This window comes from Novosphingobium sp. 63-713, assembly GCF_001898925.1.
Lineage (GTDB): Bacteria > Pseudomonadota > Alphaproteobacteria > Sphingomonadales > Sphingomonadaceae > Novosphingobium.
The window spans coordinates 330158-351293 of the sequence record NZ_MKVS01000005.1 but is presented as its reverse complement, the minus strand read 5'-3'; the positions used below and the strand labels follow the sequence as shown (position 1 = coordinate 351293).

The window sequence follows — 21136 nt, the reverse complement described above, 5'->3', positions numbered from 1 at the left end:
TTGAAGCTTCAGCGCGTCGTGATACGCAGATCAGTGATCGGGCGACCCGCATCATCGACAAAGCGGGCGCAGAAATCGCTGAGCCCGGGCCCGTTGATGATCGCGCCGCGCAGGATATTGCGCCCTTTATGCAGCGTGACATGCGGCGAGACGGCATCATCCATCACCATCCGCCGGTCGCCGAACAGAGCGGTGGTCTCCGCGCCGTTCAGCCACCACATGGAGGCCGAATTCGACCCTACCGCCAGATGCGCGTCGGCGATCTCGCGGTCGCTTTCGACGATGGTGGTGACCCAGAAGATCACACCATAGGTCGGTTTGCCCAGCCCCTGGGCCAGATAGAACAGTTTGGCGTCAAACAGGCCCGCATCCAGCGCATGCCATTGCAGGCTTTGCCCATCCACGCGCACCGTTTGCCCATCGCGGGGGAAGGCGGTCGCGCCGCCGGGCAGTGCGGCCTTGGCAAAGGCGTCGCGGACATAGGCGCTGGTAAAGCCCTGATTGCTGCGGTTGGGCTTGGCAATCGGCTCCAGCACCAGCCAGCGGCGCAGGAAACCGTCCTGATCGGGGCTGGCCGAAGGGGTGGTGACGGGTGCGAAATAGGGGGCAAGCGAGGCTGTATCCGGGGCGGCGCGGGCGCAGAGTGGGGCAAGCAGCAGCGAGGCCGCAAATGCGGCGGCGCAGGATATTCGTTTCATGGCAATCCTCTGGGAAAGGCTCTTTTATTGGTCTGATTAAATGCCAGAGAATCGATGTTTGCGCTATCATTTTATGCGTTCAAAAGTGGAATTCTGATGGCTATTGAAATATTATGGCTTGAAATATGGGATATTCAGTCGCGATAGCCGACAGTCCAGAGTATTTAAATAGTCTGATGATATCTGAGTGGCTCGTCCGGATCATGGTTGGGGGAAGGGAAGCGGCAGGCCCCCTTTCCCCCGGAGATGACAAACAGCCCGATCAGAAGCGGTTGATCAGGTTTTCCAGCCATTCCTGCCGCCCGGAAACAGGTTGGGGCGCCAGATTGTTCACCACGGCCATATCGGCAATCGAGGCCAGATCGCCCCCCTTGATATTCTTGCCCAGATCGCTGCTCCAACCGGCATAGCGTTCATCGCGGAAGGCATCGAGGCGGCCGTCCCTGATGATCGCCTCGGCGCGCAGCAGCGAGCGGGCGATGACATCCACCCCGCCGACATGGCCGTGCAGCAGGTCCGCCGCATCCACCGACTGGCGGCGCACCTTGGCGTCGAAATTGAAGCCGCCGGTGGTGAAGCCGCCCGCGCGCTCGATCTCGATACAGGCCAGCGTCAGTTCCTCGACAGAATTGGGGAACTGGTCCGTGTCCCAGCCATTCTGCGGATCGCCGCGATTGGCGTCGATCGAGCCAAGGATGCCCAGCGCGCCCGCCATGGCGATTTCATGCTCGAACGTGTGACCTGAAAGCGTGGCGTGGTTGGCCTCGATATTGACCTTCACCTCGCCTTCAAGACCAAAGCGCTTGAGGAAGCCGTACACGGTCTGGGTGTCGAAATCATACTGGTGCTTGGTCGGCTCATGCGGCTTGGGCTCGATCAGGATCGTGCCGGTGAAACCAATCTTGTGCTTGTGTTCGACCACCAATTGCAGGAAGCGGCCGAAATTCTCCTGCTCCACCGCCAGATTGGTGTTGAGGATCGTGTCATAGCCTTCGCGCCCGCCCCACAGCACGTAATTCGCGCCGCCCAGACGATGGGTGGCCTCCAGCGCATCGCGGACCTGGCTGGCGGCCCAAGCATAGACTTCGGGGCGCGGGGAAGTGGCGGCGCCCGCCAGATAGCGCGGGTGGCTGAACAGATTGGCCGTGCCCCACAGCAGCTTGCGGCCATGCTTGGCCTGAAGCTCCTCCAGATGGTCGACGGCCAGAGCAAAGCTCTTGCGGAAATCGCCGATGCTTTCGGCAGGGGCCATCACGTCCACATCATGGAAGCAATAAAACGGCAGGTCGAGCTTTTCGACAAAGGCGAGTGCAGCCTCACGCTTGGCGCGGGCGGCGGCCTCATCCTGCGGACCCTGCAACCATGGGCGGTTGAACGTGCCCGCGCCGAACACATCGCTGCCCGGCCAGCAGAAGGTGTGCCAGAAACAGACCGCAAAGCGCAGATAGTCTTCCATCCGCTTGCCAAAGACCATGCGGTCTTTGTCATACCAACGGTAGGCCAGATCGCTGGCGGCATCGGGGCCTTCATAGCGGACCGTGTCAAATTCGGCGAAATAGGCGGCAGACATCAAAATCTCTCCTGAAGTTGGCGCAGCGCCCATGTGGCGCGCTGAAAGCTTTCGCGTTTGGGGGCAAGGCGGGCGGCCAGATCGAGGTCCGGCTCGATGGTGGCACGGATCGGAGGGCGGGTGCAGATGGCGGCCGGATCGCCGCCCATTCCCAGTTGGGCCAGACGCGCCGCGCCCAGCGCCGGGCCGACTTCGCCGCCTTCGAGATAGAGCAGCCGCACGCCCAGCACACTGGCCAGAATATGGCCCCAATAGAGCGAGCGCGAACCGCCGCCGATCACGGCCAGTTCCTCGATATGCGTGCCAGCCTCGCGCAGGGCGTCGATGCCGTCGGCATGGGCAAAAGCCACGCCCTCCAGCACGGCGGCGGCAAGGCGGGCGGTGGTGGTCTCATGGCTCAGCCCGACAAAGCCCGCGCGCAGATGCGGGTCATTATGCGGCGTGCGTTCGCCCGAAAGATAGGGCAGGAACAGTTCCGGCCCTGCGCATGGCCCCGTGCTTTCGGCCAGGGCGAAGAATTCCGCCGGGCCGGGCACCTGACAGGCCGATGCCGCCCAATCGATGCAGGAGGCGGCCGAAAGATGCACGCTCATCTGATGCCACACGCCGGGCAGGGCATGGCAAAAGGCATGAACCGCGCGCGCCGGATTGGGGCGGAACGCATCGCCCGCCACAAAGATCACGCCCGATGTGCCGAGCGAGAGCATGCCTTGCCCTTCGCCCGTCACGCCCACGCCCAAGGCGCCTGCGGCATTGTCGCCCGCGCCCGCCACCACGGGCACGGCCTCCATGCCCCATTGCGCGGCCACTTCGGCGCGAAGGTGGCCGGTGATCTGCGGCCCTTCATAAAGGCGGGGCATATGGTCGAGCGTCAGCCCGGTCGCCGCCAGCATGGCCTCGGACCACGTGCGCCGCGCCACATCGACCCACAGCGTTCCTGCCGCATCCGACATGTCGCTGGCCTTTTCGCCGGTCAGGGCAAGGCGGACATAATCCTTGGGCAGCAGCACCGTTTTGGTGGCGGCAAACACTTCCGGCTCATGATCGCGCACCCAGAGCAGCTTGGGCGCGGTAAAGCCGGGCATGGCGATATTGCCGGTGATGGCGCGGCTTTGCGGCTCGGCGGCCTCCAGCGCGGCGCATTGCGCATGGCTGCGCCCATCGTTCCACAGGATCGCGGGGCGCAAGGGGCGGTCATCCGCGCCCAGCAGGGTGGCGCCATGCATTTGCCCTGCAAGGCCGATGGCCGCCACCGCCCGGCGCAGGTCCGCGTCCAGACCCAGCACGGCGCGATGGGTTGCATCCACCCAGTCATCGGGCGCTTGCTCCGACCACAATTCCTGCGGCCGGGAAACCGAGAGCGCCGCGCTGCATTGCGAAAGGACGCGCCCGTCGCTGGCGGTCACCACGGCCTTAACGCCGCTGGTGCCGATATCTATGCCCATAAACATGGGATCAGCGCGCCTGCAGCGGATCGATGGTCTGGATCGTGCCATCGGGGTTGAAGGTCAGCTCCGTCACTTTCACATTGCGCAGGTGGTTTTTGTTCGAAAGCTGGGTGTCGGCATAGAACAGCCACCATTTGCCATCGGCCTGAAGGATCGAATGATGGGTGGTCCAGCCCTGAACCGGCTTCAGGATATGGCCGGTATATTTGAACGGGCCATAAGGGTTGTCGCCGATCGCATAGTTCAGGAAATGCGTGTCGCCGGTCGAATAGGTATAGTAATATTTGCCGCCGCGCGTGAACATCCATGACGCCTCAAAGAAGCGCCGCTCATGGTCGCCGGTCAGGACCGGCTTGCCGTTTTCGTCCAGGATCACCGCATCGCGCGGCTTTTCGGCAAAGCTTTTCATGTCGGCGCCCATGCGCGCCACCTTGCCCGACAGGGCGGGCTGGTCATTCCGGCCAAGGTCGGTGTCCGAACCGTTGGGGTCGAACTTGCCGCCGGCCCAGCGCTGAAGCTGGCCGCCCCAGATGCCGCCGAAATACATATAGCTCTTGCCGTCAGTGTCGGTGAAGACGGCCGGGTCCATCGAATAGCTGCCCGCGATGGGTTTCGGTTCGGCCTTGAACGGCCCCATCGGGTTTTTCGATGTGGCAACGCCAATGCGGAAGGTGCCCAGGCCGTTCTTGTCCTTGGCCTTGTCGCGCGCGGGGAAGTAGAGGTAATAGGTGCCGTTCTTATAGGCCGCATCGGGCGCCCACATCTGCTGGCTGGCCCACGGCACATTCTTTACGTCCAGCGCCACCGGGCCGATCGTTACCTTGCCGCCGATACGGTCCATGCGCAGCACGCGATAGTCGCGCATCGCATATTGGTTGCCCAGATCATCGTCGGGAATGGGCGTGGGAATGTCATGCGAGGGATAGACATAGATCTTGCCGCCAAAGACATGGGCCGAAGGATCGGCGGTATAGATGCTGGTCACCAGCGGCTGATCGCGAAAACCGGCGGCCGGGGCGGTGGCCTCGCCAAAGGCGTGGGCAGGCAGAAGCGCGGCCAGCACGGCAGCAGCGCCAAGGGTGGAGATCTTTCCCTTCACGTTCGACATCCTCATTTGCTGTGGTCCTCTTGAGGCGGGCCATCACGATGAATCTTTGATAGCGCTATCGCTCTGTCTCATCAATCGCAAATCGCCATTCGACGCAGACTAATTTGCAGGGAGAGGCGGTGGACTGCGCGATTTTCCTTTGATAAATGATAGCGCAAACATTGGAGAGAGCCATGCCCGGAAAGTCCAGATTGCTGTTTTGCCTTGGTCTGTTGGCCGCCGCCGCCCCGGCATGGGCGCAAAATGCGCCCGATGCCCTGACCTTGGGCGGGAAAGGCTATTACGAGGCGGCGGGGGTCAATGTGCTGGCCTTTTCCAATTGGTATGACGGGCTGTTTGCCGATTCCAAGATCAGCGGCATCGAGATCATCCAGCAGGGCCTGCGCAATGCCACCAACGGCGATGTGCGCCTTTCGGCAACGCCCGGCCAGTGGGACCCGATCGGCGCCATGGTCACGCGCAAGGTGGACCGCGCGGCGGGCGTGATCGAAACGCGCCTGCGCTATGCCGATTACGATTGGGCCTATACGATCCGCGCGCAGCAGCAGGGCGACGGCGTGGTGGTCAGCATCCTGCTCGACCGCCCGGTTCCCGATGCTCTGGTGGGCAAGGCGGGGTTCAATCTGGAATTCCTGCCCTCGGCCTATTTCCACCACGCCTTTATGGCCGATGGTGTGGCGGGCAGTTTTCCGCTGCATCCCGTCGGCGCCATGGTGCGCACCGACCAACGCAATGCCGCCAGCGGGCGCAGCGAAGGGCCGGGGGCCGAGCCCCTGCCTATGGCCGGTGGGCATGATTTTGTCCTTGCGCCCGAAGATCCGGCGCGGCGAGTGAGGATCACGGGCGATGCGCCCATCATGCTCTATGACGGCCGCAATCAGGCGCAGAACGGCTGGTTCGTGCTGCGCTCGCTGCTGCCTGCGGGCAAGAGCGGAACGGTGCTGACATGGACCATCCGGCCCCAGACCAGCCCCGGATGGCTGCGCCGCCCGGTGATCGCCCATTCGCAGCTCGGCTATGCGCCTGCGGCCTCCAAACTGGCCACGGTGGAATTGGATGCCAATGACAAACGCCGCCTGCCGCTGCGCCTGCTGCGTATTGGCGCGGATGGCGCACCAACCACCGTTCGGTCCGAGCAGCCACGCGAATGGGGCGATTATCTGCGCTATCACTATCTGCAGATGGACTTCAGCGATGTGAAGCAGCCGGGCCTTTATCAACTCGAATATGGCGATGTGCGCACCGCGCCTTTCCGTATTGCCGATGATGTCTATGCCGATGCCTGGCATGCCACCAATGATGTCTATTTCCCGGTGGCGATGGATCATGTCTCGGTGAACGAGGCCTATCGCGTGTGGCATGGCGATTCCCATCGCGATGATGCGCGGCAGGCCCCGGTCAATCACGAACATATCGACCTTTATCGTCAGGGGCCGACCACCGACACGCCTTTTCAGCCGGGCCAGCCCATTCCGGGTCTGAATGTGGGCGGATGGTTCGATGCGGGCGATTTCGACATCCGCACCCAGTCGCAATATCAGGTGGTGCGCTCGCTGGCCGCCGCGCGCGAGCGTTTCGGGCTGGATCGCGACACGGTCAGCGTGGACGAGACGCGGCGCCATGTCGAGATCCATGTGCCCGACGGCATGCCCGATGTGGTGCAGCAGGTGGCCCATGGCACGCTGCAATTGCTGGCCCAGTTCGATGCGGTGGGCCATGCGATCCACGGCATTGTCGAGCCCGATGTGGCGCAATACACGCATCTGGGCGATGCGGTGAACAAGACCGATGGTCTGCCCTATGATCCGGCGCTCAAACCCGGCGAAATCCGCGACGGGCGCAGCGGAACGCCCGATGATCGCTGGGCCTTTACCAGCAAGGTTTCGGCGCTCAACTATGGTTCGATTGCCGCGCTGGCGGCGGCCGGCAGGGTGCTCAAGGGGCAGGATGATGCGCTTTCGGCCAAGGCTTTGGCCACGGCCCAGCGCGTCTGGCAGGAGGAGCAGTCCCACGCGCCCGATCTCTTTTCGCATGGCAACACCACGGGCGGCCCGCTGGATTGGGAAAAATTTGCCGCCGCGGTCGAATTGCTCAAGACCACGCGCGCGAAAGCCTATGCCGATGCCGTGATGGAACTGTGGCCCAAGGTGGCCAAGGCCTTTGCCCCCAATGCGCAGACGGCGGTGGCGGCGCTGCCCTATATGCCCGCGGCCTATCGACAGGCGATGATCCCTGCCGTGCGCCAATGGAAAGAGGAGAGCGACCGCATCGCCCGCGCCAATCCCTTTGGTGTGCCGATCACCACCGGGGGATGGGCCGGGTCCAGCACGGTCATGGCCTATGCGCTGGTGGCCGATGCGCTGCATGGGGCCTTTCCCGAAATCGTCGGGCGCGATGCGGTGTGGCGGGGGGTGGCCTTCATCACCGGCCATCATCCCGGCTCGGACATCTCCTTCGTCTCGGGCGTGGGCACGGTGTCCAAGGAGGTGGCCTATGGCAACAACCGGGCCGATTTTTCCTATATCGCGGGGGGCGTGGTGCCGGGTGTGCTCATCATCAAGCCCGACTTTCCCGAAAACCACGAGGACTGGCCGTTTTTCTGGGGCGAGAATGAATATGTCGTGCCCGAAGGGGCGGCGTGGATCGAACTGGTCAATGCCGCCGACCGCCTGCGCGCGAAGGAATAGGACGGGGCGCTCAAGATGGCTTTCAAAAAGGCTGAACCTTACTTAAAGGATCCTGTCAGATAGCGGGTAGAAAGGTTTGGCATGGCAAGGTCTGATCGCTCCGGTGCAGGCGCCACGATCATTGACGTTGCCCGCCTTGCCGGTGTTTCGGCGATGACGGTTTCGCGCGTCATCAATGGCCGGGAAGGGGTGCGGCCTGAAACGCGCGAGGCGGTGGAAAAGGCGATCCGGGAATTGTCCTATACGCCCAATGTCGCCGCGCGCAGTCTGGTCACTTCGACCGAGCTGCAAGTAGGGGTGATCTATTCCAACCCCAGCGCCGCCTTCATGAGCGAGTTTCTGACCGGTATTTTCGAGGAGGCGTCCATTCGCGGCGCCCGCCTCTCGCTGCTCAAGGGCGAGGCGGGCAAGGCGCCGGGGCCCGAGGCGCTCGAACAATTCGCTGCGGCGGGGCTTTCGGGCTTTATCCTTGCCCCGCCGCTGGGCGAATCGCGCAGGATACTCTCGGTGCTCGAACCGTTGGGGCGGCCCATTGCGGCGGTGGGGGCCTACAAGATTTCGGATGCGCTCTGTGTTCGGATCGACAATCACCGCGCCGCCTATGAAATGACGCGCCACCTGCTCGATCTGGGCCACCGCCGGCTGGGCTTTATTCTGGGCAACCCCGATCAGGCCGCCAGCGCCGAGCGCATGGCCGGATTCTATGCCGCCGTGCGCGAAATCGGCGGGGTCGATGTGCGGGTGGCGCAGGGTGATTTCAGCTATACTTCGGGCCTTGCCGCAGGAGAACTGCTGCTCGACGCGCCATCGCCGCCCACGGCCATTTTCGCCAGCAATGACGATATGGCCGCCGCTGTGGTGTCGGTTGCCCACCGTCGCCAGATTGACGTGCCCGGCGCGCTGACGGTGGTGGGCTTTGACGATACGGCCGCCGCCGTCACCCTGTGGCCCACCTTGACCACGGTGCATCAGCCGCTGCGCCGTCTGGCCGCCGAGGCGCTGGCCTATGTGGCGCAGGAGGCCGGCCCGGCCCTGCTCCGGCCGGGCGCGGTCAGCGACTGTGTGCTCGATCATTCAATCGTCTATCGTGATTCCACCGCGCGCATTTCGGTGGCGGAGCCGGACTGATCGGGCGCGTCATCCTGTGCCTCATAGCGGAACCAGGCGAAATCGGCATGACGCCCCGCGCCCGAGAGATCCTGACACGCCATGGCGACAAAGGCACCGGTGAAATTGGGATAGCCGGGCAGCGAGACCTCATCGGAAAGCACGCTGACATCCAGCTTTTGCGGCGCCCATTCCCATGTCTCCGCCCCTTTGGCCCGCCAGCCAAAGCGCAGCCATTGGTGGTCCACTTCGGCGCATAATTCGATCGGCCCGGCGGGCAACTCGGAGGCGACCAGACTGTCATGAGCGCCCATGCCGGGAATGGCCGACATGATCCGCAATTCGCGCGCGCCCGTATCGCGGGTCAGATGGAGATAATGGAATTTCGTGCTGTTGTAATAGCATACCAGCCCGGCATTTTGCTGAAAATGGGCGGGATCGAAATCGATGCAGGTCGTGGCCGTAAAGCGGAAATGCTGAAAGCGGCGTGCGACAAGCGCCTGCTCGAAATGGCTCTTGATCGATTCCCGGCCATACAGCCGCAGCCAGTTCGGACGCGCATCGAGGCTCCACAAGCGCCCGCTGTCGGGGCTGCGCAGCCATTGCAGATCGTCGGGCAGGGGGCCGGGAGCAAACTGGCCGTCCCACGGCTGCTCCGGCCAGGGACATGGCGGCAGGGGGGGGAGCGGCGGATTGGGGTCCGGCTGCGCGCCGGGCGTCAGGCTGCGCAGCCAGCCATCCTCGCCCCAGCGCATCGGCTGGATTGCCGTTTCGCGCCCCAGCGGACAACGCGCCAGTCCGGGCAGCGGCCGTCCGCAGAGATAGGCCAGCCATGGGCTGCCATCCTCCAGTTCGACCAGATCGCCATGGCCCGCTCGGGTAATCGCGCCTTCCTGCCGCCCCGCCGCCGTCAGCACCGCGCCGTCAGGGTGGGTTTCATACGGCCCGCCGATCGAGCGGCTGCGGGCCATGACCACCGCGTGGTTCCATCCCGTGCCGCCCTCGGCCACCAGCAGGTGATACCAGCCGTCGCGTTTGTAGAGATGAGGCCCCTCGGTAAAGCCGCGCTCTGTGCCACGATAGATCAGCCGTCGCTCGCCTTTCAGGCGCAGGGTTTCCTTGTCCACTTCCTGCAGCACGATGCCGCCGAAACGGCCCCGGTCGGGCCGGTGGTCCCACAGCATGTTGAGCAGCCAGCAGCGTCCGTCATCGTCATGGAACAGCGCCGGATCAAAGCCGCTGCTGTTGAGATGGACCGGATCGGACCATGGCCCATCGATGCTGGGCGCGACGACCAGATAATTGTGAAAATCGCGCATCGAGGCACCATGCGCCCCGTTCACCGTGGTCAGCCCGTAGCGCTTCACATCGGTATAGACCAGCCAGAAGCGCCCGTCGGCATAGGTCAGATCAGGCGCCCATACGCCGCAGGAATCGGGATTGCCGCGCATGTCGAGCTGGCTGGCGCGGGAAAGCGGGCGGCTGGCCAGGCGCCAGTGGACCAGATCGCGGCTGTGGTGGATTTGAACGCCGGGAAACCATTCGAAGGTGGAGGTGGCGATATAGAAATCCTGATCCACGCGCAGGATGGACGGATCGGGGTTGAAACCGCGCAAAATGGGATTGGCGAAACTGTTCATGATGGCTTGCGTACCAAGGTCCAGAGCAGCCCGGCGCCAATCAGATCGAGGCAGCCAAGCAGCACGAAAAACGGGGAATAGCCGAGCCGGTCAACCAGACTGCCCAGCAGGAGCGAAAAGATCAGCACACCCAGATTGGCCGACAGACCAGCAAAACCGGCCACCGTGCCAACCTCGTTGCGGGGAAAGAGGTCAGAGGCCATGGTGATGATGGTGACCGACAGCGTCTGATGCGCGAAACCGGCAAGGCACAGCAGCGCCACGGCCGCATAGGGATTGGCGACAAGGCCGACAAAACCGATGCCCGTCATCATCAGCGCGCCCAGCGTAAAGGTGAGGCGGCGCGCGTCGATCAGCACCACGCTGCGCCGCTGAAGCCATGCCGCAACCGCCGGGCCGAAAAGACAGCCCAGATCCGCCGCCAGAAAAGGCAACCAGCCGAACAGCGCCAGATGGGCCATGTCAAACCCGCGCTCGCGCGCCAGATAAAGCGGCAGCCACAGCGAGAGCATACCCCACACCGGGTCGGCCAGCAGACGGGGCAGAGCGATGCCCCACAGATTGCGGCGCGTAAGAAGAACGCGAATGGGGGCGGACGGTGCGTCGGATTGCAGATGCTCTTCCTGCCCCTCGGCAATGGTGGCGCGTTCCTGCGCGCTGACGCCGCGATGGCAGGCAAGCGGCGCATACCAGCGCAGCCAGAGCAGCGACCATACCAGCCCCAGCGCCCCCGCCACCGCGAAGGCGAGACGCCAGCTCCCCGCATAGACCGCCCAGGCCACCAGCGGAGGCGCCAGCACCGCGCCGAGTGAGGCGCCGATATTGTAGATGCCGCCCGCAAGGCCGCGTTCGCGCGCGGGAAACCATTCGGCCACCAGCTTTTGCCCGGCAGGCTGGGCGGAACCTTCGGCAAAGCCCAGAACGAGGCGCAGCGCGGCAAAACTGAACCAGCCGCGCGCCAGCATATGGCCCAGCGTGATGACCGACCAGCCGACGGCAAACAGCGCAAAGCCCAGTTTCAGCCCCAGCCGGTCCAGCACAAAGCCCGCGATCGGTTGCAGCATGACGCCCAATTGCATGGCGCCGGTGATCCATCCGTATTGGGCATTGGATATGCCCTGCTGCGCCAGCACGACAGGGGCGGCCACGCCCATGACCGAACGCGCGAGATAGTTGATGATCATCGCGCCCACAAACAGGGCGAGCACCAGCCAGCGCGTTTTGCGCCATGCCGATTGGCGGGGCGGGGCGGGAATCACGGCCTTCACCGCCCGGTTGTCGATGGAGGGGGCAAGTCGATTGATAACGTAAACATAAAATTTCTCAATTCCCCTCGCTTCCGCCTTTTATCCGGCGATATCGCTTTCCCTTATCGAGAGATTTTTCCAAAATACAACGCAAAATTCGCCCGGTTGACAGCCATAAATTTGCGCGGTACGAATGATGTTAACGTTAACTAGCTCAGAGTGTCAAGAGAGGGTGGAATATCCATCCTCGCGGCGCCGCGCAAAAACGTTCGTCCAATATCCATCAGCAAAAAAATAAATGACTTGGAGGGGTACATGAGCCTGAAAAGAGCGAAGCGTCACAATACACTCTTGTGCGGCACGGCCTTGCGCATGGCCGCGCTGACCATCGGCCTGTCGCCGGTTGCGGCCTTGGCCCAACAGCAGGCGGCTCCGGCTGCGCCTGCTGATTCGGCGCCCGGGGCGGCCAAAGGCGACCGCGAGATCATCGTCACCGGCACCCGCATCACCGCCAGCGGTTTCAAGGCGCCCACGCCCACCACGATTCTCGATGCCGCCAGTCTGAACGCCAATGCCCAGCCCAATGTCTTTACCACCATTGCGCAGTTGCCCTCGCTTCAGGGCTCGACCGGCACGCAGGTCAACACGTTCAGCACCTCGAGCGGTCAGCAAGGGCTCAGTTCCTTCTCGCTGCGCGGCGTGGGGGCCATCCGTACGCTGACCCTGCTGGACGGACAGCGCGTGGTGGGCGCCAATGTCACCGGCGTTCCCGATATCAGCCTGTTTCCGCAATTGCTGATCCAGCGTGTCGATGTGGTCAATGGCGGCGCATCGGCCTCCTATGGTTCGGATGCGGTCGGCGGCGTCGTTAATTTCATCACCGATTCGCATTTCAAGGGTCTGAAGGGCAATGTGCTGGGCGGCATCACCACCTATGGCGATGATGCGCAATATCAGGTGCAATTGGCCGGAGGCAGCAGCTTCCTGCAGGACCGCCTGCATGTGGTCGGCAGCGTGGAATACAGCAACGAGGCCGGCATCGGCGGCGGTGATTTCGGCATCGGGCTGGCCAATGGCCGCAACTGGTTTGCCCAGACGACGCAGATCAACCGGGGCGTGCTGAATGACGGGTCGCCGCAATATATCGTACGCGATCTGGCCCAATCGATCTCTTTCACCAAATATGGCCTGATCACGGCGGGGCCGCTGCAGGGGATCGCCTTTGACGCGCGCGGCAATCCGTTCCAGTTCCAATACGGTTCGGGCGGTGTGCCTCAGCATGACAAGGCAGGCACGGTGGCGGGCTGCTATCCGGGCTACTGTCTGGGCGGCGATCTTTCGGGCAATGTCGATACGGGCCGTTCGCTGCAATCCAGCATTGAGCGCCTGAACACCTATGGCCGGGTGGGCTTTGAACTCGACAATCGCAACGAGATCTATTTCACCGTCAATATCGGCAAGGTGAACACCCATAACCAGCCGGTCAACGGGATGAACAAGCCGGGCCTGACCATCCAGTGCGCCAACCCCTTTGTGCCCGCCCTGGTGCAAAATGCCTGCACCAATGCCGGCATCACCAGCTTCGCCTTCGGCACCAGCAATGCCGCGCTGGGCAATTCGCAGGTCTATACCGAGCGGCGCCAGTACCGTTTCGTGCTGGGCGGCAAGGGGACCTTTACGCTGGCGGGCAAGGACTGGAAATACGACATCTATGGCGAACACGGCACCAATTACAGCGATGTCGATGTGCGCAACATTCTGCTCACCCAGCGCTTCAATCAGGCGATTGACGCGATCACGCTGAATGGCGCGATTGTCTGCCGCGATCCGGTGGCGCGGGCCAATGGGTGCCAACCGCTCAACATTCTGGGCGGACAGCCCTCGGCGGCGGCTCTGGCCTATGTCGTGCCGCAATATGGCCCCTATCAGCGCACCCGTCAGACGCAGGACGTGGCCAGCATCAGCTTCTCCGGCTCGCCGGTGGAACTGTGGGCCGGGCCGCTTTCCATCGCCTTTGGCGGCGAATTCCGCCATGAATTCTATCGCGTGGTGGCCGATCCCTATGGCGCGGGCTTTGCCAATACGCCCGGCGGGGGCAATTATCCGACCGACCCCGTTCTGATCGCCGGGGGCAACAACTGGTATGCGGGCAATTACAAGAATGGCGGCGGGGCCTACAGCGTCAAGGAAGGCTTTTTCGAGGCCAATCTGCCGGTCATCAATTCCGACGCCATGGGCCATGCCAATTTGAACGGCGCGGTGCGCGTCACCAATTACAGCACATCGGGCACGGTCACGGCGTGGAAAGTGGGCGGCACATGGGATCTGCCCATCGATGGCCTGCGGCTGCGCGGGGTGACATCGCGCGATGTGCGCGCGCCCAATCTGTCGGAAATGTTTGCTGCGCCCGTCACCACCACGCTGCCCAATTTCTTCGACCCCTTCCACAATACGACCACGCTGGTGATCCAGAGCGTGGTCGGCAATCCCAACCTGAAGCCGGAAATCGCGCGCAACACCACCTTTGGCGTGGCTTTGGCCAATCCGTCATGGATGCCGGGGCTCAACATCTCGTTCGACTATTACAAGCTCAAGCTCAACGGCGTCATTTCCTCGATCAGCGCCAATGACATGGTGCAATATTGCTATCAGAACGTGCTGCCCCAGACCTGCAATTCGTTTAACTTGAACAATCCGGCGGGCGGCAATTACATCAACGTCCAGCCCTTCAACCTCGCCTCGATCCGCACCGAGGGCTTTGACATTGAGGCCAGCTATCGCTGGCGCAACCCGCTGGGCCTGCCGGGCAATTTCACGCTGCGCGCGCTGGCCACTCATGTCATCAACTATATCACCGACACCGGCCTGCCGGGCACCATCCCCATCGACAGCGCCGGGTCCAATCTGGGCAACACGCCGCATTGGAAATGGCTGGCGGTGCAGAGCTATGACAATGAGAAATTCTCGCTGATGGTGCAGGAGCGCTGGTTCAGCGACGGCACCTTTGCCAACAATTACGTGGTGTGCAGCCCCGGCAGCTGCCCTGTTTCGACCGCCAACAACCCAACCATCGACCAGAATTTCATGGCCGGGGCCTTCTATCTGGATCTGGGCGGATCGGTGAATATCACCAAGGCGATCACCGCCTATTTCAAGGTGGACAATGTGACCGACCATTCGCCCGCGCGCAATTACATCTTCAACAATCCCGCGCTCTATGACCAGATCGGGCGGGTGTTCCGCGCGGGCGTGCGTTTCAAATACTGACGATCCGATATCCGGCCTGCCCCTCCTCCCTTCGGGCCGGATCACGCGGCGGGCGAAGCCGGTTTTCGCCCGCCAAAAGGCGCCATGGCGTAAAGGTTTGCCGTCCTTTGCGTCATGGCGTCCTTTGGGGCTTCATGGATTGCCCGGAGCATAGGGAAAGGTCAGCGCCTTGTACCAGTCCAGATCATGCGCGGGCGGCGCGCTGCCCGCGGGCAGGGGCAGGTGGTTGAGCGATTGCCAATAGGCGATCGAGGCATCGCGCCACAATTGCGCATCGCGGCGCTGGATGGTCAGAAACACACGGGTCTTTTCAAACCTTTCGGCATCCACGACTGGTTTCAATGCCTGCCATTGCGCCTGCATCTTTTCCACCCCGGCGACGCCCCGTTCATAATGGCGCACCAGATCATCCCACAGCGTGGCCCCATCCTTCATGCGATAGGTCCATGGCAAATGGTGAAACCACAGCAGATCCCTGTCATCGGTGGTGTCGGGCCGGGCCAGTCCGGCTGTGATGGCCGGGGCATATTGCGCGATGGCATTGCTGCCGCTGGCAGTGCGGTCAAAGCCGATGCCTTGCGCATCGGCGCGGTTGTAATAGACCGGATTCCACTCCGGTCGGGCCAGCGTGTTGACCCACGGGCCGGGGCCGTAATGGCCATAGACGCTCATCTGATGGGCAAGGCCCAGCGGGGTCATGTAATCCACCGCCGCTTCGCGTGAGGGCATCATGATCGCGGTGACGGCATCCACCACCTTGGGCGCGGGCGAAAAGGTCTGCGCCGCCCATTCGCGCGCGATGGTTTCGGGCGCAAGATCGGGGTTCCACGCCAGACGGCCAAAAGCATACCAGTCCGCCTGATTGAAGATCGAGCCCGACCAGTCGCGGTTCGCGCCGATATTGGCCACGCCCGCAATGCCCGTCAGCCGGTGTCCGTCCAGCGAACCATCCACCACATGCGCCACGGTGGAGCCTTTGCCCTGCGCCAGCGTATCGGCCTGCAAGGCTTCGGAAAACAACGGGCCCAGATAGGTCAGATGCGTCGATTGGCCCAGATATTCCTTGGTGATCTGGAATTCCATCATCAGATTGGTGCGCGGCATGGCGCCAAACAGCGGGTGGAAGGGTTCGCGCGGCTGGAAATCGATCGCGCCGTTCTTGACCTGCACCAGCACATTGTCGGCAAACTGGCCGTCCAGCGGCTTGAAATCATTATAGGCCTGCTTGGCGCGGTCCTCCGGATTGTCATGGGCATAGACAAAGGCGCGCCACATCACCACCCCGCCATGGGGGCGCAGCGCATCGGCCAGCATGTTGGCCCCCTGCGCATGGGTGCGGTGGTAATCGGCGGGGCCGGGCTGGCCCTCGCTGTTGGCCTTGACCAGAAAGCCGCCGAAATCGGGAATGGCGCGGTAGATTTCATCGGCCTTGGCCCGCCACCATGCCGCCACCGCCGGATCAAGCGGATCGGCGGTCTTGAGCCCGCCCAATTCGATGGGCGCGGACCAGCGCGCCGAGAGATAGACCCTGATCCCCCACGGCCGGAACACATCGGCCAGCGCCGCCGCCTTGGCGATATAGGGCGCGGTAAGGCTGTCGGCCTTGGCGTTCACATTGTTGAGCACCGCGCCATTGATCCCGACCGAGGCATTGGCCTGCGCATATTCGGTATAGATCGGATCGCGCCAGTCGGGCAGGCGCCACCAGTCCCAGATCGAGGCGCCGGCATAGCCGCGCTCGACCGTGCCATCCAGATTGTCCCAATGGTCCAGCACGCGCAGGGCAATCCGGGGCGAGGAAACCACATCCAGCCGGGCCAGATCCGCCCCGCTGTGAGCAAGCCGCAGGTAATGAAACACACCATAGAGCAGGCCCAGATCGGTTTTGGCCGCTATCTGCGTGTCGATATGGCCGTTCACCTTGCGGCTGCTGAGGGCAAAACCCTCGGCGCCCAGGCGGTCGTAGCGGGCGGGCCATGAACCGTCGGCGGGCGTCGTCAGGCGGATCGGACCTTGATCGGCCCGCAGCGCAAGGCCGCGCTTCAGCTCGGCAATGGCCAGTTTGAGCTGCGGTCTGTCTTGTGCATCGGGCGCGGCAATTGTGATTGCGCGGTCGGACGCGCTGATTGCCGGGGGATAGCGCAGCCAAAGCTGATGGCCGTCTTCGGCGTGGACGATGGTGGGCAGAGCCATGGCCGACAGCATCATGGCGGACAGGGCGGCGCTTAGGCCGAGGGTCATACGAGGGATCATGAAAGAGCCTGCATGTTTGAACAAGAAAGATGAGCAAAATAGCCGCATGGCTTTGGCCATGCTGTCAGGCTTTGCTCTCCCTGCCGATAGATAGCGCTATCATGACGAGCTTGCCAGCATCTTCTTTTCCCCGTTTGGATCAGCTCCCGCAAGGGCCGAAGACAACAAGGCCCGCCACAGGCTGATGAAAACGCTATGTCTTCATCGTCCGGTGGCGGGCCATGGGGTTCCTTTCAACCGCCTTGGGCGGGGCGATCAGAAGCGTTTGGTCACCGTGACGGACCATTCGCGCGGGCGGCCAGGCATTCCGGAAACCGAACCTTGACCAATGGTCTGGTCAAACAGGGTAAGCAGATAATATTTGTCGAATAGATTGGTCACGGCCAACGAAACGTCGAAATCCCTCTCGGTGTTGCGCCAGGTCAGCCGGGCATTGGAAATCGTGTAGCCCGCCACAAAGGCCGTGGGATCATTGCGCGCCGCAGTGTAGAAACCGGACTGATAGGCAATGTCGAAGCGCGGTGTGATGCTGTTGTGCTCGTTGATGCCGAATTCGTATTGCGCGCCGACGCTCCATTTCCACTTGCTGGTAAAGGGGGTGACATCGGTTAGCCGCACGCCGCTGACACCGGCCGCCGCCGGGGCGATGCGCGTATATTGGAAATCGATATAGCTGAGCGTGCCGTCAATCAGCAGACCCTTGACCGGGCGCAGCGTGGTTTCGAACTCGATGCCTTTCACATTGGCGTCGCCCGCATTGGCCGTCATCGCGCAGGGGGCAAGCGCATTGCCCGGCGTGAATTGCGGGCAGGAGGTAAGGACGAGCTGGATGTCCTTGTATTTATTGTAATAGGCCGAAATATTGGTGCGCAATTTCCGGTCAAACCAGTCCGCCTTCAGGCCCAGTTCCCATGCTTCCAACTGTTCCGGGCCGAAGGGCTGGACCTGCGAGGGGAAGAAGGGGCGCGGGTTGATCCCTCCGCCCTTGTAGCCGGTGGAGAACTGGGCATAGGTCATCAGATCCCGCGTCCAGGCATATTGCAGGTTCGCACGATAGTCCCAGCGGTCAATCTTGTAAGACCCGACCGAACCGTCGAGCGAGCCTACGCGGGGCTGGCCTGTCGAACCATCGGCAAAACGCCGCGAGAATTTGTAGTCCTTCTCCTCATGCGTGTTGCGGATACCCGCATTCAGCGTCAGCCCCTTGAGGATCTCGAAAGAGGCATTGGCAAAACCGGCCAGCGAGGATGCCGGTACCTCATCGCCAAGGCTGGCGAACTGGAGGTTCGAGTAACGGATGTCCAGGACATTGGCCAGAACGGTCTTCATGTCGCTGTAATAGCCGCCGACCGTGTAATTGAGGCGGCCGTCCAGCCCTGTGCCGTTCAGGCGCAGTTCCTGGCTGAAGAAATGAGCCTTGTAATTGTTTTCCGAGAAATTGACCGGCAGCGGCGAAAGATCGGCGTCCGAGGCATAGCGCGACTGGAACGAGCGATAGCCGGTGATCGAGGTCAGCTTGAGCTGGCGGCTCAGCGTCACATCGATATGGCCCGAAACGCCATAGCCCGAATAGCGCGATGTCAGCGGGCGCGTGGTTTCGTTGGGCATCAGCGGCGAAGTCGTTGCGGGTTGCACGCCGGTGGCGTAATTGCAGTAGGGGCCGCAGATGAAGCGGCTGTCATAGGCCACATTGGTATAGGGCCCGCGGATGAAACCGGTGGCGGGATTATTCGCACTCAAAAGAACAGCGGGCGACTGGGCGCGATCATCGGTGACGTAATCGGCTGAGATCATCGCATCGACCGGTCCGCGCTCATAGCGCAACTGGGCGCGCACCGCCTGATAGTTCACATCGCCCTGTTTGCCCACCACGCAATCGCCCGCCGGGCGCAGGGCGGGAATGCCGCCAACGGTGGGATTGTTGGCCGAGCCTTGCGGATTGGCGCAGCCAAAGTCGATCACATTGACATAGCCGCCCTGGGTTTTCGACGCGGCGGCAAGGCGGAAAGACAGGCCATCGGCAATGCCCAGATCGATGCTGGCGCGCAGATCCTGCCTGTTGCGGCTGCCATAGGCGCCCTGCACAAGGCCGGTGTTGGTGCCGCGCGGGCGCTTGGAATAGAGCTTGAGCGCGCCGCCGATCGAATTGCGTCCCGCCAGAGTGCCCTGCGGGCCGCGCAAAACCTCGACCCGATCCAGATCGAGCAGGTCAAACAGCGCGCCTGTCAACGAAGGATAATAGACATCGTCAATATAAAGCCCCACGCCGGGTTCGACCGCGGGGCTGGGGTCGCTCTGGCCCACGCCGCGGATAGAGGCCGCCATGGAGGGGCCGAAATTGGCGTTGTTGGGCTGAAGATTGAGACCGGGCGCCTGCGCTGCGATTTCCTGCACATTGGTCTGGCTGCGCGCCTGCATCATTTCGGCGGAAACGGCGGTGATGGCGATGGGCGTGTCCTGCAGGTTCTGGGCGCGGAACTGGGCCGTCACGACGATTTCCTCGGCGGTGGCGGGTTTCGCCTCCTTGGCTTCTTCGGCCTGCGCCGTCGAAACCGCGCCAAGAGCCAGCGCCAGCCCGGTCGTGGCGAGCAGATGGCGGCTGCTGAACTTTTTCATGATCTCTCCCTTTCTTTTTATCGTCGCCCAAGGGTCTGCAACCTCTTGCGAAGGCGCCCGGACAAGCGTCAGGCTGGCGATTCCCGTGAATGATCTACCGGCCCGTCATCGGCATTTCATGGATGGGTGTGCACGGACCGCTCTGATTGCGCCCGCTTGTTTCGCGCTCTGGTTACAGGCCCGGTTTCAGGCCCGGCGGTGCCTTGCGGCAAAGACCAGATGGCACCCCGCCCAGATGTAGCAGCCACCGAAACAGGCGATGGCAAAGCGCACTCCCATGGCCCCGGCATGGGCGCAGGCCCCGGCCAGAGGCCCCGTCACGACGCCTGAACAGGCTTGGGCAAAATCGGCCGAGCCAAAGGTCCAAGCCGCGAAACGATCGCTGATAAATCCGGCCACCGGGGGACCAAAACCTTGCCCGGCCAGATACATGATCGTCAGAAAAATGGCCGAGCCCGTGGCCCTGCTGCGCGAATCAAGCAACCCGTGCAAGGCCGCGATCGCAGGGCCCATGGCCAGATAGAAAAATGTCGAACCCAGCAGCATCAGCCCAAAGGCCACCGGCAGGCTGGATTGAAACAGGCCGATAATGAAAATCGGCGCCCCGATCATTGCCCCCATTCCGGGCAGCGCCACCAGATAGCGCGGATCGCGCCGCGCCGCCCATTCGCTGCCATATCCGCCCAGCAAGGTGCCCAGCGCCGAGGCCGCCCCGCTGAGCACACCGAAGGCCATCCCGGTCTGGCCCATGTCCAGCGCGAAATTGCGGGCGAAATAGGACGGCATGAAGGTGTTGATGCCAAAGGCGCCCAGGCTGATGATCGACACGCCCAGCAGGATGTGGCGCAAACAGCGGTCCGTCAGCAACACCCGCAGCACGGCGCCGGCAGGCCTGTGTCCTTCGCCATCGGCATCGTGATCGGCGCGGCGCGGTTCGCGCATCATCAACAGCGCGGCCAGTGCCACAAGGGCGCCCATCGCCCCGGTAACGTAAAAGGTCGCGCGCCAGCCGTGGCTGGCCGCCACCGCGCCGCCGATCGCCGATCCGGCAAAGGCCGCGACCGGCACGCCCAGCATGAAAAGCGAAATGGCCGAGGCCCGCTTTTCAGGCGGATACATGTCGGAAATCATTGAATGAGGCGGCGCCTCGGTGCCCGCGCTGCCGCCCGCCATGCCGATGCGCGCCAGCACCATATGCAGGAAGCTGGCGCTGGCCCCGCAGGCCATTGTGAAAAGAGACCCGACCAGCAGTGAGCAGGCCGCGACCCATTTGCGCGAATAGCGCTCGGCAAGCCGGGCCAGCGGCAGCGAGGCGGCCACATTGATCACGGCAAAGGCCGTGCCGCCCAAGAGGCCGATCTGGAAATCGCTGATGCGAAAATCGGCCTTGATCTGTTCGGCCACCAGCGCAATCACGATACGGTCGATAAACCCAAAACCATAGATCGCCGTCAGCAGGAACAGCGTGGTGCGGCGGGCGGCGGGGGTCATTCCT

12 protein-coding genes are annotated in these 21136 nt (G+C 62.9%); 3 read left to right on the top strand and 9 right to left on the bottom strand.

The genetic code is table 11. The features are described from left to right. Window positions 1-8: 8 nt before the first annotated feature. The 4 genes from BGP00_RS02550 to BGP00_RS02535 form a co-directional block, all read right to left on the bottom strand. Window positions 9-698 (bottom strand): acetylxylan esterase, encoded by a 690-nt coding sequence (locus BGP00_RS02550; protein ID WP_292921597.1) that lies wholly within the window; start codon window positions 696-698, stop codon window positions 9-11. Between the two features lie 262 nt (window positions 699-960). After that, on the bottom strand, window positions 961-2268 hold the full coding sequence (xylA, locus tag BGP00_RS02545) for a xylose isomerase (protein WP_168601572.1): 1308 nt from the start codon (window positions 2266-2268) through the stop codon (window positions 961-963). Next, window positions 2268-3719 (bottom strand): xylulokinase, encoded by a 1452-nt coding sequence (gene xylB / locus BGP00_RS02540; protein ID WP_292921601.1) that lies wholly within the window; start codon window positions 3717-3719, stop codon window positions 2268-2270. Before xylB ends, xylA begins: the two co-directional genes overlap by 1 nt. A 4-nt stretch (window positions 3720-3723) precedes the next feature. Further along, window positions 3724-4824, bottom strand: a complete 1101-nt coding sequence (locus tag BGP00_RS02535) for a glycoside hydrolase family 43 protein (RefSeq protein WP_292921829.1) — start codon at window positions 4822-4824, stop codon at window positions 3724-3726. 173 nt (window positions 4825-4997) lie between these two features. On the opposite strand from BGP00_RS02535, the gene BGP00_RS02530 reads away from it, so the two are divergent. After that, the gene (locus BGP00_RS02530) at window positions 4998-7511 is read left to right on the top strand and encodes a glycoside hydrolase family 9 protein (protein ID WP_292921603.1); all 2514 of its coding nucleotides are present in this window, start codon (window positions 4998-5000) and stop codon (window positions 7509-7511) included. Between the two features lie 81 nt (window positions 7512-7592). Further along, window positions 7593-8639, top strand: coding sequence for a LacI family DNA-binding transcriptional regulator (locus BGP00_RS02525; RefSeq protein WP_168601576.1), 1047 nt, complete (start codon window positions 7593-7595; stop codon window positions 8637-8639). Here the strand turns inward: BGP00_RS02525 and BGP00_RS02520 are convergent. Continuing rightward, window positions 8594-10258, bottom strand: a complete 1665-nt coding sequence (locus BGP00_RS02520; RefSeq protein ID WP_292921606.1) for a glycoside hydrolase family 43 protein — start codon at window positions 10256-10258, stop codon at window positions 8594-8596. The two genes, BGP00_RS02525 and BGP00_RS02520, sit on opposite strands and share 46 nt — an antisense overlap. Beyond that, entirely contained in the window at window positions 10255-11517 is a 1263-nt protein-coding gene (locus tag BGP00_RS02515) for an MFS transporter (RefSeq protein ID WP_292925697.1), read from the bottom strand. The genes BGP00_RS02520 and BGP00_RS02515 overlap by 4 nt, the downstream gene beginning before the upstream one ends. 303 nt (window positions 11518-11820) lie before the next feature. Here BGP00_RS02515 and BGP00_RS02510 point away from each other — a divergent pair, with 303 nt between their 5' ends. Then, window positions 11821-14772 (top strand): TonB-dependent receptor, encoded by a 2952-nt coding sequence (locus BGP00_RS02510; RefSeq protein WP_292921610.1) that lies wholly within the window; start codon window positions 11821-11823, stop codon window positions 14770-14772. 132 nt (window positions 14773-14904) lie between these two features. Here BGP00_RS02510 and BGP00_RS02505 read toward each other — a convergent pair whose 3' ends face one another. The 3 genes from BGP00_RS02505 to BGP00_RS02495 all read right to left on the bottom strand — a co-directional run bounded on the left by BGP00_RS02505 (window position 14905) and on the right by BGP00_RS02495 (window position 21132). Continuing rightward, the gene (locus tag BGP00_RS02505) at window positions 14905-16980 is read right to left on the bottom strand and encodes an alpha-glucuronidase family glycosyl hydrolase (protein ID WP_292921830.1); all 2076 of its coding nucleotides are present in this window, start codon (window positions 16978-16980) and stop codon (window positions 14905-14907) included. Window positions 16981-17280: 300 nt separating this feature from the next. Further along, complete coding sequence (locus BGP00_RS02500) at window positions 17281-19641, bottom strand: TonB-dependent receptor (RefSeq protein ID WP_168601579.1); 2361 nt, start codon at window positions 19639-19641, stop codon at window positions 17281-17283. Between the two features lie 186 nt (window positions 19642-19827). Further along, window positions 19828-21132, bottom strand: coding sequence for an MFS transporter (locus BGP00_RS02495; protein ID WP_292921613.1), 1305 nt, complete (start codon window positions 21130-21132; stop codon window positions 19828-19830). Between the last annotated feature and the right edge of the window lie 4 nt (window positions 21133-21136).